Below are 15217 nucleotides of genomic sequence, written 5' to 3'. Positions count from 1 at the left end.
GGTCGCCCGATGCAGGCCGCAGTTCAAGCGTGGTCGCGCGTCCGGCGATCCGTGTGTATGGCGTTCGCCATGTCTCTTGAATTCCCCACGCACGGCATCCTGCCCTCCCAGTCCATCGAAGCCCTGATCGCGGGCGGCGCCATATCCTCGGCCACGCCCTGGGACGCCGACCAGGTCCAGCCGGCCAGTCTCGACCTGCGCCTGTCCGACCGCGCCTGGCGGGTGCGCGCCTCCTTCCTGCCCGGCAAGCGGCTGGTGTCCGAGCGGATCGCCGACGTCGAGATGCACCCCATCGACATGACCCACGGCGTCGTTCTGGAAAAAGGCTGTGTCTATATCGCCGAGCTTCAGGAGCGGCTGAGCCTGCCGCCCGGCCTGATCGCCCGCGCCAACCCCAAGTCCTCGACCGGCCGTGTCGATGTCTTCGTGCGCCTGCTGACCGATCGCGGCGGTTCGTTCGACGATGTGGACGAGGGCTATGCGGGGCCGCTCTATCTGGAGATCGCACCCCAGACCTTCTCAATCCTCGTGCGTCCCGGCACACGGCTGAACCAGCTGCGGCTCAAGGCGGGCGAACCGCCCAAGCTGGAGACCCGCAGCGTCGGGGTCGACCTGCAAGGCGGCGACATCATCGGCTTCCGTGGCCGTCGTCACGCGGGCGTCGTCGACCTGGACCGGATCGACGGCCACGACCCGAAGGATTTCTGGGAGCCGCTGACCCTGCGTCGCGGCGAACTGCTGCTCGATCCGGGCGAGTTCTACATCCTGGCGTCTTCGGACTCGGTCGAGATCCCCGTGGATCAGGCGGCAGAGATGACCCCGATCGATCCGTCGGTCGGCGAGTTCCGCGTCCACTACGCCGGCTTCTTCGACCCCGGCTTCGGCACCGACGAGGCGCACGGCGCGGGCTCAAAGGGCGTGCTGGAGGTCCGTACCCACGACACCCCCTTCCTGCTGGAACACGGCCAGATCGTCGCCCGGCTGGTCTACGAACCCCTGACCGAACGCCCGTCACGCCTCTACGGCGAGGGCGGCAGCCACTATCAGCGGCAGGGGCTGAAGCTGAGCAAACATTTCCGCGCCTGGTAATCACCTCCCTCTCGCAGGGAGGCGGCAGGGTGCGCAGGACTGTCACGGAGGGGCTGCCGGACACGGACTCGGTCGGACCTTGTCCCGATTGTCAGGCCTTCACAACCGCGGATATACTAAACGCATTGGCCGGCACTGGCCGGTGATGCTTTGGAAATGCACCTTGTCCTCGACCGCTCGTAACATCGCCATTGTAGCGGTCATGCTGGCCGCACTCTGGACAGGCATGGCAACCCAGGCATCGGCCCAGACGATCGCGTCGCCGGATGCAAACCCGTTTGTGACCAATTCGATCAGCTTCCAGGGCCAGTCTTTCACGGCGACTGTGACGGGCACGGTCACCAGGATCCGGGTAAGGCCGGGTGCCGCCCAGAACACCACCCTTTATCTCTATAACGGGGCAAATACCGGCGCGTTCAACGCTGCAGGTGCGTTCGTCTCATCGCAAGCGGTAAGTCTGACTGACCGGACCGGCGGCGGCTTCGATGAATTCGTTCTCGGCACTCCGCTGCCGGTTACGGCCGGGTCCACCTATGCCTTCGCTTTCGGCTCGTCGACTTTGACGCGCAACAATGACGTTAACTCCTACCCCGGGGGAGCCTGGTTCGCGAATGGAGACATGGTCCAGGCTCAAGACCTGATCTTCGAAGTCGTGCAGGTCGCTGCCGCTCCCGTCCCGACCCTGTCAGAGTGGGCGATGATCCTGCTCGGACTGGCGCTGGCCGGCGCGGCGGCTGTGCATCTCCAGCGGCGCGCGCGCCTCGCTGGAGCCTGACGGACTCACACCAGCCGATCCGCCTTTCTGAGGTCGGGGAACAGCTTCGCCCAGAGCCCCGTCGCGGCCAGCGCCCCGACCCCGCCGAACACCGCCGCGCCGATGGGTCCCAGGAACCGCACCATCACACCGGAGTAGGCCTCGCCGAGCTCATTGGACGCGCCGATGAACAGCATCGAGACCGAGGACACCCGGCCCCGCATGTGATCGGGCGTCGACAGCTGGATCAGGGTCTGGCGGATGTTGACGCTGACCATGTCGGCCATGCCGCCGATGAACAGGGCCGCCGCCGAGATCCAGACGACCTTCGACAGCCCGAAGACGATGGTGCAGACGCCGAACACGGCGACCGAGGCGAACATCAGCATCCCGCCCCGACCCGGGATCGGATAACGGGCCAGGACCAGGGCCATCAGGAAGGCGCCGCCGCCGAACGACGCCCGGAGCAACCCGAACCCTTCCGGTCCGACATGCAGGATGTCGCGCGCGAAGATCGGGGTCAGCAGGGCCACCCCCGCGAACAGAACCACGATCAGATCGAGCGAGATGGCGCCCAGCACGATCTTGGTGTCCCAGACGTATTTCAGCCCGTCCTTGACCGCCTCCCAGCGGCTGCCGACGGCCTCCATCGGTGCGGGCCTGCCGCTGGTCTTCAGGATCAGAAAACAGACCAGGCCGACGCCGAACAGGGCCAGCGACACTCCGTAGGCCAGAGGCACGTTGATGCCGACGATCACGCCGCCGAGCGCCGGCCCCGCGATCGCCCCGGTCTGGAAGGCGATCGACTGGGCCGCAATGGCGCGCGGCAGGGCGGCCCGACCCACGACCATCGGCAGATAGGCCTGGCTCGCCGGAGCCAGGAAGGCCCGCGACGCGCCGAAGCCGACCGCCACCGCCAGCAGGCCCCACAGCGGCGGATGGCCGTGGAGGGCCATGGCCAGGAAGGACAGGGCGCACGTCGCCTCGGCCAGGATCGACCAGACCACCGTGCGCCGGCGGTCCCGCCGATCCGCCATCTCGCCGGCCGGCAGGGTCAGCAACAGCAGGGGGATGAACTGGGCCAGTCCGACCATGCCGAGATACAGGCTGGCCTGTTCGATCGGATGGTCGCGGCGCGCGATCTCATAGACCTGCCACAGCAGGGCCGAGGACTGGATCTGGATCGCCAGCACCGCCGCAATCCGACCCAGCCAGATCAGGCGAAAGTCATTGATGACCCAGGGGTTGGTCCCATGGGCGGCCAGCGCGGCTTCGGCGTTCGGCCTGGTGTTCGGCTCGGGCGCCTCAGGCGAGTCCGTCACTTCACCCGGCCCGGGGCGGTCTCGTAGGGCGTGCCGTCCTTATGCCGATAGGTGGTGTCGCCCTGGCCGGCGATCATCAGATCGATGTCGGGATAATCGACCGCGTCCTGATCAGGATTTCGGCCGCCGACCTCCAGAACCACGGCGACCTCCTCCGACCGGTTGACCAGCTGATGGCCGTTCGCCACCCCCTTCGGAAAACCGGCGCAATCCCCCGCCCTCAGCACCGTTTCGCCCTCATTCTCAACCAGCACCACCTCACCGGACAGGATCCAGACGAACTCATCCTCGGCGGTGTGCCAATGGCGCTGGGAGGACCAGCCGCCCGGCGGCAGAATCAGCCTGTTGACGCCAAACTGGCTGAGGCCCGCCGCGTTCCCCAACCGTCTGCGACGCCGTTCCCGGCAAGGAGCGTCAAAAGGCGGCGGATAGGCGGTTCCGTTGCGCTCGGGTGCGGCATCGATGTCGATCTTCGGCAAAGGTGGGCTCCCGACGGCTGTCCCTCGCGTTACCGCCCCCGGAAGCCAGGATCAAACCCGATGTATCAGGCCGCCAGACGACGGCGCTGAATTGTAACCGCAGCGCCCATCGCGAGCAGCAACCCAAGAGCGATCATGGCCCATTCCGCCATGGTCGGAACGGGGGCGGGGAACAGGAAGTTGTCGGCCGTCGTATTCGGACTGGACCCGGTCGGTCCAGTGACGGCTATGTCCACCGTCGTGCCCGGCGCGACGGCCGGAACGGTCGCGGTGATCTGGGTTGCGCTGTTCACGGTGAACGCTGCAGCAGGCGTGGCACCGAAGGCGACCGCCGTCGCACCGGTGAAGTCGGTGCCCGTGATCACCACGGTCGAGCCAGGCGGGGCCGCACTGCTGGAAAGGCTGGTGATCCCGGGGATGCGGGTCAGAACCCGGTTGATCAGGTTCTGACGGCCCGTGTCGGTCACACTGCAGTCAGCATTAAAGCATCGCGTTTCAATGGCAGCAGTAAAGACCGGCGCCAGTTGGTCAAGTTGAGGGTTGAAGACCAGAAAAAGGCCGAACACACCCGTGTTGACCGGGCTTTCACGGAGTCTAACGACGTTAGGGCCGTCCTCAACAACGAGCGTGCTGCTGCGTGCCGACATTGGCCCAGAGATGCTCGAAGCGCCCGTTCCCGCCGTAACGGCCACGTCCGCCCGCGTCACTCGTCCCGTGGCCGGATTGACCGTGATGTTGCCGGAAAGCGAGCCCGTTCCGGTGTTGAAATCCCCAGAGAGGCGGTAGGTCTGAGCACTTGCCTGGCTGACGCCGAGGAAGCCTGCCAAAAGCAATCCGAAAACCAGTCTTGCAATCACGACCACCCTCCTCCCTCTGGTACGGCCAAGCGTGCCAAGATCGATTCGATCAAGCTAGGGCTGGGAAAGCACAGGCGTACGACAAAGACCTGACTGGCATTCAGGCGAGCCCGGTCGATGTCGATCCTGGGAATGCACGTCTCGCGGCTGCGAAGTCCCCCTGAAGCATGACCGCATGAGCGGCGCATCAGCTCCTGTGATCGATCCTGTCGAACTGATCCAGCCCCGCCGCGTCGCCGAGCCGCCACCGCCGACGCGGCTTGCAGGGCCCGGCGTGCTCTTCGGGACAGGAGGTCCCGTGGCCGGTCGGGGCGGTCTCGATGTCCATCTTGGGCATGGCGCGGCCTTTGCGGGAGCCGCCGACCTATGCGCCGCCCCCGAGGCCCCGGTCAAACCTCAGACGGTCAGCCGCCGGCGCTGGATCATCAGGACAGCGCCGCCCGCCAGACCCAGACCGAACAGGATCATGGCCCACTCCGTCAGCGTGGGAACCGGCGTCGGGATGGTCGTGAACTGGGCCAGGAAATAGGCGTCATACTCGGGACGGCTCGTGCCGTTCTCGATCAGGCCGCCATCCGGATAGTAGTCGTTGGTCACAGCCCACCAGGCTGTATTGGCCGGCGCATTGACCTGAATATAGAGTCGCTCGTTCGGCGTGACCGTCAGCGGAGTCGAGAGCGTATAGACCTGGACCCCGTAGTTGATGACGGCAGTCGTCGTCGTGAATGTGCCGGACGTGGCGACGGCCGGTCCCGGGGAACCCGCGTTGTCGCGATGGATACTGACTGTGTAGTTTTGCGCAGAGGTTGGGTGGGCCATCCCCAGACTGACTTCGGTCAGGGTCGCCGCATCGGCCGGTGCGAGCAACGACTGGACATCGTTGATGTTGCCGAAGGCGCTCGCGTTTCCGGGCCCGATATTGCCGACCGTAGCCTGGGCCATTGCGGCGCCCGGAAGCGCGATCAGAAGCAGGACAACTGCAAGCCTGGAAGACAAACTCATGAACCGTTCCCCCAAACATGTGGTGCGCTCTGGCTAGCATGCGGACCTTCTGCGAATCCAGATCGTCGGGCGCGTTCCATGGCGCGGCCTCGCAGGGTGAGATAGGGCGTCGTCCATGAGCATCATCGATCCTGTCGAACTGACCCGCGACCTGATCCGTCGCCCCTCCGTGACACCCGCCGACGCCGGGGCCATGGACACCCTGCAGCGGGTCCTGACCGACCTCGGCTTCACCTGCCGCCGCATGGCCTTCGAGGGGCCGGGAGGCGAGGGCCGGGAAGCGCGGATCGAGAACCTCTACGCACGGCGCGGAACCGCCTCGCCCAACCTCTGTTTCGCCGGCCACACCGATGTCGTCCCGACCGGGGAACACACCGCATGGTCTTCCGGCCCGTTCGAGGCCGAGGTCAGGGACGGTGTCCTCTTCGGCCGGGGAGCGGTCGACATGAAGGGCGGGATCGCCGCCTGGGTCGCCGCCGTCTCGCAGGTCCTGGCGGAGGGCGATCTGCCCGGCTCCCTGTCCTTCCTCATCACCGGCGACGAGGAGGGTCCGGCGCTGCACGGCACCAAACGGGTCGTCGAGACCCTGATGGCCGAGGGCGAGGTCATCGACGCCTGCGTCGTCGGCGAACCGTCGTCGCAGCGGCAGCTCGGCGACATGATCAAGATCGGCCGGCGCGGCTCGCTGAACACCTGGATCACCGTCCACGGCAAACAGGGCCACGTCGCCTACCCCGACCGCGCGGCGAACCCGGCCCCGGCGCTGGTCCGCCTGCTGGCCGCCCTCGACGCCCACGTGCTCGACACCGGCTACGAGGCCTTCCAACCGTCCAATCTCGAAATCACCACCGTCGACATCGCCAATCCGGCGACGAACGTCATCCCGGCCGAGGCCCGGGCCCGGCTGAACATCCGCTTCAACCCGGCCCAGACCGGCGACGGCCTGATCGACTGGCTGAACCGCGAGGCCGGCCGGGTGCAGGCCGAGACCGGACTTCAGATCACCCTGGAGCACATGTGTTCAGGCGAAGCCTTCCTGACGCCCCACGGCGCCTTCGTCACGGCGGTCCAGGACGCGGTCGAGGCCGCCACCGGCCTCCGCCCCGAGGCCTCGACCACCGGCGGCACCTCGGACGCCCGGTTCATCCGGGCGATGTGTCCGGTTCTGGAGCTGGGCCTCGTCGGCCAGACCATGCACCAGGTGGATGAACGGGTGCCGGTCGCCGAACTCGAAGCCCTGACCGCGACCTATCGCCGGGTCATCGAGACGGTGCAGACCGCCGTCTAGTTCAGCGGTCCGACGGGCTTGGCGGTGGCCAGATCGAGCTTCGCGATGCGGCGGTCCATGTCGGCGACGACCGCTTCCAGCCGCGCCTTCTCCGACGCCATGTCCACCGGCGTCCCGTCCTCGTAGGTGATCCGGGCCCCTCTCGCGATCAGGTCGAGGCGATGGATGGCCGTGACGCGCGCAGCCTTGAACCGGTCGAGTTCGGTGTCGGGGGAGCTCATCCCCCTCCCCTCGCCGCCCTGGCGTCGGAGGTCAAGCTTCAGGCGAGAACCGCGGCCGCGTGGTTCATCATCACCATGGCCCCGCCCATCGTCGCGATGAACGACGCGAGGAAGAAAAAGGTCTCCCTCCACAGCTCATGACGGGGCATGGGCTCGATGGCGGGCAGGTGGAAGTTCAGAACCCTCATGGTCATTCTCCGGGCGTAACCTCAGGACGGTGCACCGGCTGTGTTGAACGTCCGTATACGACTATGGCGAACGCGCCGTTGACCCTATTCCCGCTCCAGGAAGCGCAAGGCCGACAGGGCGTGGGTCTTCACCCCCAGGACCAGGACGTCCTCGTTGACGTCGAACTGGGGCGAATGGTTCGGCGCCGTCGTCGCCGGATCGACTCCGTCGGCTGTGCCGCCCAGATGATAGAAGACCCCCGGGACCTCGTTCTGGAAATAGGAGAAGTCCTCGGCCACCGTGGTCGGCGGGGTCGCCGGATTGACGTTCCCCTCGCCCGCGGCCTCGGTCAGGACCGGGGCCAGCCAGGCGGACAGGTCTTCGTTGTTGAACACCAGGGCGGCGTTCTGACGGATCGAGAAGTCGGCGGTGGCGCCATAGGCGGCGGCCACATGGTCGATCGCCGCCTCGGCGCGCGTCACCAGGTCGTCGCGCTGGGCCACGTCGAAGGTGCGCAGCGTGCCCGACAGCACCGCCTCCTCGGGGATGATGTTGTAGCGGACGCCGGCCTGGACCGTGGCGATGGTGAAGACGGTCGGGGTGGTGGTCGGATCGATGGTCCGCGCCGTCAGGGTGTTGACCGTCTGGATCACCTGACCGGCCACGGCGATCACGTCGATGCCGCGCCACGGCCAGGCACCGTGGGTCTGGCGACCGTGCAGGGTGATATCGACCCGGTCGGACGCAGCCATGAAGCCCTGCGGCCGGTAGAAGACCGTCCCCGCCCGGCCCGGCACGACATGCAGGCCGAAGATCGCCTCGACCTTCGGATTCTCCAGCGCCCCGTCCTGGATCATCAGCCGGGCGCCGCCCAGCGGCTCACCCGGAGGCGCCCCCTCCTCGGCCGGCTGGAAGAGAAACACGACGGTCCCCGAGAACCGGTCCTTCATCCCGCTCAGCACCCGCGCGGCGCCCAGCAGCATGGCGACATGGGCGTCGTGTCCGCACGCGTGGGCGACCGGCACGGTCTGGCCCTGATAGGTCCCGGTCGCGGTCGAGGCGAACGGCAGGCCTGTCGCCTCCAGCACCGGCAGGGCGTCCATATCGGCGCGCAGGGCCACGACATGCTGCGGCCCGGATCCCGTCCCGCGCAGCACGCCGACGACGCCGGTCCGTCCGACGCCCTCGCGCACCTCGAGACCCATTTCGCGCAGATGTCCGGCGACGAAGGCGGCCGTGCGCGTCTCGGCGAAGCCCAGTTCCGGATGGGCGTGCAGGTCGCGGCGCCAGGCGATCACGTCCGCCTCCACCCCTTGCGCCGCCGAGGCGATATCGGCGGCAGGGACGGTCTGGGCCGAGGCGGGCGCGGTCAGCAGGGTCAGGGCGGCGGCGCCGAAGGCGATGAGGCGGGCGGTGCGGATCATGAAGGCTCCCGGGAAGGTCCGCCGATGATGGCGGCGCCCGACGACCGGACGCAAGCGACTTGCGTAACGCCGCGCCTTGACCGACATCAGGTCATGGCCATCAAGACCTCGAAGACGAAATGGCGCGATGTCGTCCTGGTCTGCAAGAAGTGCCAGAAGAAGCTCGACGGCGGCTTCGGCCCGCACGGCGACAAGAGCCTGAAGAAGGCGCTGAAGAAGTATCTGAAGCCCGGCGACGGCAAGGGCCGCAAGGCCGAGCTGGCCGTGATCGAAACGGCCTGTTTCGACATCTGTCCGAAAAATGCGGTCGTTTGCGTCAATGCGGCGGAGCCCAAGGCCCTGCTGATCGTCCCGGTCGGCGCCGACCTGTTCGAGGTCAAGGCGCGGCTGCGTCTCGACGACGGACGACGGCTGAAACCGACGCTGACGGTGATCTGACCGACCCTCTCCCCTTGCGGGAGAGGGAGATCGCGCACGGCGGCGGAGCCGTCATCCTCGCGCGATCGGGTGAGGGGTCGCACCGGCTCAGACCGTTCGCATGGTCCTAATTCCAGCCGCCCGCACGACCCCTCATCCGTCAGCCTTCGGCTGCCACCTTCTCCCACAAGGGGAGAAGGGACTACTGTCGTCAACCCACCGCCTTCTCCATCGCGGCTTTGATGGCGTCGGCCCCGGCGTTCATCATGGCCTCGATCCGCGCCTTCGGTTCGTCCGGGAGGAAGTCCACGATCCAGATGAACCGGCACCGGTCCTCGCCTTCCGGCACGAGGGCGTTCGAGGCGCTGTGGTGTTCGAACAGGTCGGCGAGGATCGAATAGACGATGCGGCGATGCTCGTCGTCGATGGCGATCAGTCGCTCTCGCATCACGAGGCCGCCGTGGAAGGTGACGGTACGGACGTCGCCCTCCACCACAGTGTCGAGGATGAAGTCCGGCGCGACCCGGGTGTGCAGGGCGCCGAAGTCGCGCAGCCGGTCCCAGACGAAATCCGCCGGCGCCTGGATGATCCGCTCGATATGGATTGTAGCCATGTCTGTCTCCCGTTCGCTGCAAGGTGGCGAACCCGTCGTCTGATGTCTCGCGGCTTTCGGACCAAATCCTCCCCGAAGGGAGCGGATCAGGCTATGCATCCCGAATGTCTCCCCGATCCCCCGCCTTCATGATCCTGTTCGCCGTCAGCCTGATCGCGACGGCGGGGAACATGGGACTGCAGTCGGTGCTGCCGGCGATCGGACGCGAGTTCCAGCTGTCCGACACCCTGGTCGCGGGCGCCTTCGCCATCTCCGCCCTGATGTGGACGATCGCTTCGCCGGTCTGGGCCCGGTGGTCCGACAGGATCGGACGCAAGAAGGTGATTCTCATCGGCCTGACCGGATTCGTCGTGTCGATGACCGGCTTCGGCCTGGCCGCAACCTCGGGCATAGAAGGCTGGCTCGGGGCGATCGTCGCCTTCGTCCTGATGGCGACGGCGCGGACCATCTACGGCGTCTTCGGCTCCGCCTCGCCGATCGCGTCCCAGGCCTATGTCGCCGACCGCACCAGTCCGGAACAGAGGACCCAGGCCATGTCGCTTCTGGCCTCGGCCCAGGGGCTGGGGACGGTGATCGGTCCGGTGATCTCCCCGATCTTCATCCTGCCGCTCGTCGGTCTGGCGGGACCGATGTACGCCTACGCCCTGCTGGGGCTGATCGTGCTGATCGTCGTCTGGCGCAAACTCCCCAGCGGCGAGGTCGTGCGGCGGCCCTCGCCCAGCGGCGATCGCGGCGACAAGGGGCTGTGGCGCGACCGTCGCGTCCGGGATTTCCTGATCTACGGCATCCTCGTCACCGGCGCCCAGGCCGTGAACATCTCGGTCCTGGGCTTCCACATCATCGACGAGATGGCCGCGACCGGGCTGGAGGTGCGTCAGGCCCAACCCTTCATCGCCGTGGCGATGTTCGCCGGCGCCGCCGCGACCCTGATGGTCCAGTGGGGGCTGATCCCGCTGCTGAAGTTGCAGCCGCGCGAACTGATGCGCTGGGGCGCCGCGCTCGCCCTGCTCGGCAATCTCGTGAGCATCGGGGCGCCGGGCTACTACGGCGTCGTCGTGGGCTACGCCATCGTCTCCATGGGGGTCGGATTCGCCCGACCCGGCTTCACGGCCGGCTCCTCGATCGCGGTCAGGCCGCACGAGCAGGGCGCGGTCGCGGGCCTGATGATGTCGCTGGCGGGGATCGGCTTCCTCGCTCCGCCGGTCGCGGGGGTCGCCCTGTACGAGATGGCCGAATGGGCGCCGTTCGCGGGCAACGCCCTGCTACTTCTGGTCGCGGTCGCCCTAGCCTTCCTCAGTCCGGTGCTGCGCTTCGACCCCACGCCCGGCGTCGAGGACAACCCCCCGCCCGACGCACCGCCCGCCTCCCAGCCGGGACCTGAAGGCAACCGGTAGGGGGCGCGGCGTCAGGCATCGACCGGCCACGCCGCAAACGACGGCCGTCTTCCGGGCCGGTCGGGCTTGCGTCGTTTCAACCGGCTTGCGAAATCGTCAGCATGACCTTCAAGATCGAAAAACGCGTCGGCGTCCGCGCCCCTTCCGACAGAATCTGGGAGGTCATCGCCGACCTGCCGGGCTGGGACAGCTGGAACCCGGTCGAGACCGGCGTCAGCGGAACCATCGCCTTCGGCGGCCAGATCAACCTGACTGAATCCATCGACGGCCTGCCCGGGCGTCAGGTCATCGGCCGCGTCGCCGACTGGCAGCCGAACGCCCAGCTGGTCTGGACCGAGAAGCGCGGCTGGCTGTTCAACGTGGTCCGCTACTACGAGATCGAGGAGCTGGAGCCCGGCAGCTGCATCATCGCCAACGGCTTCATCTTCTCCGGCTTCCGCGGCGAAGGCTTCCACGACAGGCACAGGAAGACGATCCGGACGGCCTGCGAAGCGATCGGCGAGGCGCTGCGACTGAAGGTCGACAGCCTCTAGACCCGGCTACTTCTCGGCGCCCTGTTCCGCCCGGGGCACGTCCTTGGCCGCGTTGGAGGCCATGGTGTCCTGGATTTTGATGATCGCCGGACCGAGGATGACGGTGAACAGCACCGGCAGGAAGAACAGGATCATCGGCACGGTCAGCTGGGCCGGAAGGGCCGCGGCCTTCTTCTCCGCCGCCGACAGGCGCAGTTCGCGGTTTTCCTTGGCCATCGTCCGCAGCGCCGAGCCCAGCGGCGTGCCGTACTGTTCGGCCTGGACCATGGCGGTCGCGACGGCGCGGACGCCCGGATGGTTGGTCCGTTTGGCGAGGCCCTCATAGGCCATGCGGCGCTCGGGCAGATAGCTGAGCTCGGCCGACAGCAGGCTGAGTTCCTCGGCCAGGGCGATGGAGTTGGTCCCGATCTCCTGGGCCACCTTCACGATCGCCGACTCGATCGACATGCCCGCCTCGACGCAGATCAGCATCAGGTCGAGCGCGTCAGGGAAGGCCTCCATGATCGACTGCTTGCGCTTGGCGATGACGTTCTGGAGGAACATGTTCGGGGCGTAGAACCCTCCCACGGCGCCTGCCATGACGATCGCCACCTTGACCATCAGCGGCTGGCCGAAGTCGTTGACGAAGAAGATGTAGATGCCCGTGACCAGGAAGCCGATGAACGGCGAGGCGAAACGGAAGAAGTAGAAGGTCGTCAGCGGCCGCGGCCCGCGGAAGCCGGCCTGGGACATCTGTTCGGCGACCTTGGGGTCCTCCAGCATCTTGGTCAGGTTCAGGCGGTCGACGACCGTCTTCTTGAACCCGTCGTCCGTGTGGCGGAGACCGCCCCCGCCGGCCGCGATGGCCTGACGCGAACGACGCTTGAGCTCGTCGCGACGGACGGCGACGCCCTTCATGCGCTTTTCGAGCGCCACGCCGCTACCCATGCCGCCGAGCAGGGTCAGGACCGTGGCGAAGACGAGCAGGGCCACCAGGCCGCTGATCAGGTTCACCGGCTCGACGATGGCGCGCATGATGGATTCCATGTCGCCCTCCTAGAACTTGAACGAGATCATGCGCTTCATCACGAAGATGCCGATCGCCATCCAGGTGCCTCCGCACAGCAGCATGATCTGGCCGCGGAAGTCGGTGAACATCAGCAGCATGTAGCTGGGGGTGGTGATCGACACGAGAATCATGACCACGGGCGGCATGGAGCCGATGATGCCGGCCGAGGCCACGGCCTCGGACGACAGGGCCTTGATCTTCTCGCCCATCATCCGCCGCGCCCGCAGCACGGTCGACAGATTGCCCAGCGCCTCGGCCAGGTTGCCGCCGGTCTTCTGCTGGATGGCGATGACGATGGCGAAGAATTTCAGCTCCGGTGTCGGCATCCGCTCGTACATCCGGTCCAGGGCCTGCGACAGGGTCAGACCGACGCCCAGCCCCTCGACCAGCTTCTGGAACTCCGGACCGAGCGGAGCCGGGCTCTCCTTGCCGATGATCTTGAAACAGTCGTGGACCGGCAGGCCGGTCTTGATCCCGCGCACGATGACGTCGACGGCGTTGGGGAACTCGGCCGCGAACTTCTTCATCCGGCTCTTGCCGATGAAGCCCACGACCCAGCGCGGCAGGCCCAGGCCGGCCACCAGGCCCGCCCCCAGGGCGACGAAGACGTTGGGCCCGAACAGGAAGGCCAGCAGGAAGACGACGACCCCTGCTGCGATGCTGATGATCGTGAAGGTCTTGATCGTCATGGCCAGGCCGGCGTGTTTCAGCTTGGCCGCCATCGTCATGCGGGCCTTGCGCTCCTTGCGGTCGGCCTCCTTGAGCTGAAGCTCGATCACCTTGCGCCGGGCCTCCGGCGTATTGGCCTCGGCCTTGGCCGCCTTGGCCCGGGCGTTGCGCGTCGCGGGCGAGGTGAAGCCCTCGGCGCGTTTCAGGGCCTGGCCGCTGGAATCGTCGCCGCCGACGAAGGCCCAGCCGAGGCCGCCGATGGTGATGAAGGCCAGGACGGCCGCGAGGATCGGGAGCATCTCGCCTACTCCGCCGCGTCCAGGGCTTCGGCCAGCTCGCGCTCGAGGCCGTAGTAGCGGGCGCGGTCCCAGAAGCGGGGCCGGGCGATGCCGGTCGAGCGGTGGCGGCCGACGATCTTGCCGTTCTCGTCCTCGCCGGTGATCTCGTAGACGAACAGGTCCTGGGTCACGATCACATCGCCTTCCAGACCCACCACCTCGGTGATGTGGGTGATGCGACGCGAGCCGTCGCGCAGACGGGCCGCCTGGATAATGACGTCGACCGAGCCGACGATCATCTCGCGGATCGTCCGCGACGGCAGGCCGTAGCCGCCCATGGTGATCATCGATTCCATCCGGCTGATGGCCTCGCGCGGGGAGTTGGCGTGCAGCGTGCCCATCGAGCCGTCGTGGCCGGTGTTCATGGCCTGCAGCAGGTCGAAGGCTTCGGGGCCGCGCACCTCGCCGACGATGATCCGCTCGGGACGCATCCGCAGGCAGTTCTTGACCAGATCCCGCATGGTGATCGTGCCCTGGCCCTCGAGGTTGGGCGGGCGGGTTTCCAGCCGCACCACATGCGGCTGCTGCAGCTGAAGTTCGGCGGCGTCCTCGCAGGTGATGACGCGCTCGGTCGGGTCGATGAAGGCGGTCAGGGTGTTCAGCAGGGTCGTCTTGCCCGAACCCGTGCCGCCCGAGATGACGATGTTGCAGCGGCAGGCGCCGATCACGCCGAGGACGCGGGCCCCTTCCGGGCTGATGGAGGCGTACTCCACCAGGTTCTTCATCGTCAGCTTGTCTTTTTTGAACTTCCGGATCGTCAGGGTCGCGCCGTCGATGGCCAGCGGCGGGGCGATGACGTTGACGCGGCTGCCGTCGGGCAGGCGGGCGTCGCAGATCGGCGAACTCTCGTCCACACGGCGGCCGACCTGGGACACGATCCGCTGGCAGATGTTCATCAGCTGGGTGTTGTCGCGGAACCGGACGTTGGTCAGCTGGACCTTGCCGTTCACCTCGATGAAGACCCGGCCGGCGCCGTTGACCATGATGTCGGCGATGTCGTCGCGGCCCAGCAGTGGTTCCAGCGGACCGTAGCCGAGGACGTCGTTGACGATGTCCTGGACCAGGTGCTCCTGCTCGGCCACCGACATGGAGACGTTCTTGATCGCCACGAGTTCGGCGACGATGTCGCGGATCTCTTCGGAGGCCGCCTTGGTCTCCAGCTGCGCCAGCTGGGCCAGGTCGATGGTGTTCATCAGCGCGTTGAAGATCGTCGTCTTCGTGGCGTGGTAGTAGTCGCTCTGCTCGCGGACGATCTCGGCGACCGCCTGGGCCTTCTTCAGCTGCTCGAAGCCCGGGGTGGCCTTGGGGCCGGGACCGGCGTTCAGCGGCGGGGCGGCGGCCTTGGGTCGGGCGGCGAGCGCGTCCAGCCGGTCGGCGGCCGGCGACGGCGGCGCGGAGGCCCCGCGACCCGAGGTGTGGGCGAACCCGGCCTCTGCGGGCGGAGCCTCGGCGTTGAAGGCGAAGGCCTGGGTCTGATGGCCCTGCGCCGGCTGCGGCGGGAAGCCGTCGTCGAACGCCTCGTCCGGTTGAGGCGGAGGCGCGGGGGCGGGCCTCGGCTCGACCGCCACGCCGCCGGGCTGGGATGTACGCTTTCCGAACAC

18 protein-coding genes are annotated in these 15217 nt (G+C 67.3%); 6 read left to right on the top strand and 12 right to left on the bottom strand.

Features of this window, described 5'->3' with window-relative positions:
• Nucleotides 1-69 precede the first annotated feature (69 nt).
• The gene (locus tag Q0044_RS03145; RefSeq protein ID WP_298159445.1) at nt 70-1089 is read left to right on the top strand and encodes a 2'-deoxycytidine 5'-triphosphate deaminase; all 1020 of its coding nucleotides are present in this window, start codon (nt 70-72) and stop codon (nt 1087-1089) included.
• 163 nt (nt 1090-1252) lie between these two features.
• Nucleotides 1253-1864 (top strand): IPTL-CTERM sorting domain-containing protein, encoded by a 612-nt coding sequence (locus tag Q0044_RS03140; protein ID WP_298159444.1) that lies wholly within the window; start codon nt 1253-1255, stop codon nt 1862-1864.
• Between the two features lie 5 nt (nt 1865-1869).
• Here the strand turns inward: Q0044_RS03140 and Q0044_RS03135 are convergent, their stop codons facing one another.
• The 5 genes from Q0044_RS03135 to Q0044_RS03115 form a co-directional block, all read right to left on the bottom strand.
• Complete coding sequence (locus Q0044_RS03135; RefSeq protein ID WP_298159442.1) at nt 1870-3165, bottom strand: MFS transporter; 1296 nt, start codon at nt 3163-3165, stop codon at nt 1870-1872.
• Complete coding sequence (locus tag Q0044_RS03130) at nt 3162-3644, bottom strand: cupin domain-containing protein (protein WP_298159439.1); 483 nt, start codon at nt 3642-3644, stop codon at nt 3162-3164. The genes Q0044_RS03135 and Q0044_RS03130 overlap by 4 nt, the downstream gene beginning before the upstream one ends.
• Nucleotides 3645-3709: 65 nt before the next feature.
• The gene (locus tag Q0044_RS03125; RefSeq protein WP_298159437.1) at nt 3710-4501 is read right to left on the bottom strand and encodes an IPTL-CTERM sorting domain-containing protein; all 792 of its coding nucleotides are present in this window, start codon (nt 4499-4501) and stop codon (nt 3710-3712) included.
• A gap of 187 nt (nt 4502-4688) precedes the next feature.
• On the bottom strand, nt 4689-4838 hold the full coding sequence (locus Q0044_RS03120; RefSeq protein WP_298159434.1) for a hypothetical protein: 150 nt from the start codon (nt 4836-4838) through the stop codon (nt 4689-4691).
• 59 nt (nt 4839-4897) lie between these two features.
• Nucleotides 4898-5503, bottom strand: coding sequence for an IPTL-CTERM sorting domain-containing protein (locus Q0044_RS03115; protein WP_298159431.1), 606 nt, complete (start codon nt 5501-5503; stop codon nt 4898-4900).
• Nucleotides 5504-5618: 115 nt separating this feature from the next.
• On the opposite strand from Q0044_RS03115, the gene dapE reads away from it, so the two are divergent.
• Nucleotides 5619-6791, top strand: a complete 1173-nt coding sequence (gene dapE / locus Q0044_RS03110) for a succinyl-diaminopimelate desuccinylase (protein WP_298159428.1) — start codon at nt 5619-5621, stop codon at nt 6789-6791.
• On the opposite strand, the gene Q0044_RS03105 is transcribed toward dapE, so the two are convergent.
• From Q0044_RS03105 to Q0044_RS03095, 3 genes are all read right to left on the bottom strand, one after another.
• A complete protein-coding gene (locus Q0044_RS03105) occupies nt 6788-7012 on the bottom strand; it encodes a hypothetical protein (RefSeq protein WP_298159426.1) in 225 nt (74 codons plus the stop codon). The two genes, dapE and Q0044_RS03105, sit on opposite strands and share 4 nt — an antisense overlap.
• Before the next feature lie 38 nt (nt 7013-7050).
• Nucleotides 7051-7200 (bottom strand): hypothetical protein, encoded by a 150-nt coding sequence (locus Q0044_RS03100; RefSeq protein WP_298159424.1) that lies wholly within the window; start codon nt 7198-7200, stop codon nt 7051-7053.
• A gap of 84 nt (nt 7201-7284) precedes the next feature.
• Nucleotides 7285-8604, bottom strand: a complete 1320-nt coding sequence (locus Q0044_RS03095; protein ID WP_298159422.1) for an amidohydrolase — start codon at nt 8602-8604, stop codon at nt 7285-7287.
• A gap of 93 nt (nt 8605-8697) precedes the next feature.
• Here Q0044_RS03095 and Q0044_RS03090 point away from each other — a divergent pair, with 93 nt between their 5' ends.
• Nucleotides 8698-9042, top strand: coding sequence for a hypothetical protein (locus Q0044_RS03090; protein WP_298159418.1), 345 nt, complete (start codon nt 8698-8700; stop codon nt 9040-9042).
• Between the two features lie 190 nt (nt 9043-9232).
• Here the strand turns inward: Q0044_RS03090 and Q0044_RS03085 are convergent, their stop codons facing one another.
• A complete protein-coding gene (locus Q0044_RS03085; RefSeq protein ID WP_298159415.1) occupies nt 9233-9634 on the bottom strand; it encodes an SRPBCC family protein in 402 nt (133 codons plus the stop codon).
• A gap of 104 nt (nt 9635-9738) precedes the next feature.
• Here Q0044_RS03085 and Q0044_RS03080 point away from each other — a divergent pair, with 104 nt between their 5' ends.
• Together Q0044_RS03080 and Q0044_RS03075 are read left to right on the top strand one after the other, a co-directional pair.
• Nucleotides 9739-11028 carry an MFS transporter gene (locus Q0044_RS03080; RefSeq protein WP_298159412.1) on the top strand — a complete coding sequence of 430 codons (1290 nt, stop codon included), beginning with the start codon at nt 9739-9741 and terminating at the stop codon, nt 11026-11028.
• Nucleotides 11029-11129: 101 nt separating this feature from the next.
• Complete coding sequence (locus Q0044_RS03075) at nt 11130-11561, top strand: SRPBCC domain-containing protein (RefSeq protein WP_298159410.1); 432 nt, start codon at nt 11130-11132, stop codon at nt 11559-11561.
• 6 nt (nt 11562-11567) lie between these two features.
• On the opposite strand, the gene Q0044_RS03070 is transcribed toward Q0044_RS03075, so the two are convergent.
• Genes Q0044_RS03070 through Q0044_RS03060 form a run of 3 tightly spaced genes read right to left on the bottom strand, consistent with a single transcriptional unit; the run spans nt 11568 to nt 15217 of the window.
• Nucleotides 11568-12587: a type II secretion system F family protein gene (locus tag Q0044_RS03070; protein WP_298159408.1), complete on the bottom strand. Its 1020-nt coding sequence runs from the start codon at nt 12585-12587 to the stop codon at nt 11568-11570.
• A gap of 9 nt (nt 12588-12596) precedes the next feature.
• Complete coding sequence (locus Q0044_RS03065; protein ID WP_298159405.1) at nt 12597-13577, bottom strand: type II secretion system F family protein; 981 nt, start codon at nt 13575-13577, stop codon at nt 12597-12599.
• Between the two features lie 5 nt (nt 13578-13582).
• Entirely contained in the window at nt 13583-15217 is a 1635-nt protein-coding gene (locus Q0044_RS03060; RefSeq protein WP_298159402.1) for a TadA family conjugal transfer-associated ATPase, read from the bottom strand.

The sequence above is a fragment of the Brevundimonas sp. genome, assembly GCF_027484365.1.
GTDB lineage: Bacteria > Pseudomonadota > Alphaproteobacteria > Caulobacterales > Caulobacteraceae > Brevundimonas.
Note: the sequence above shows the minus strand (reverse complement) of the source record. Positions and strands in the feature narration are given on the sequence as shown.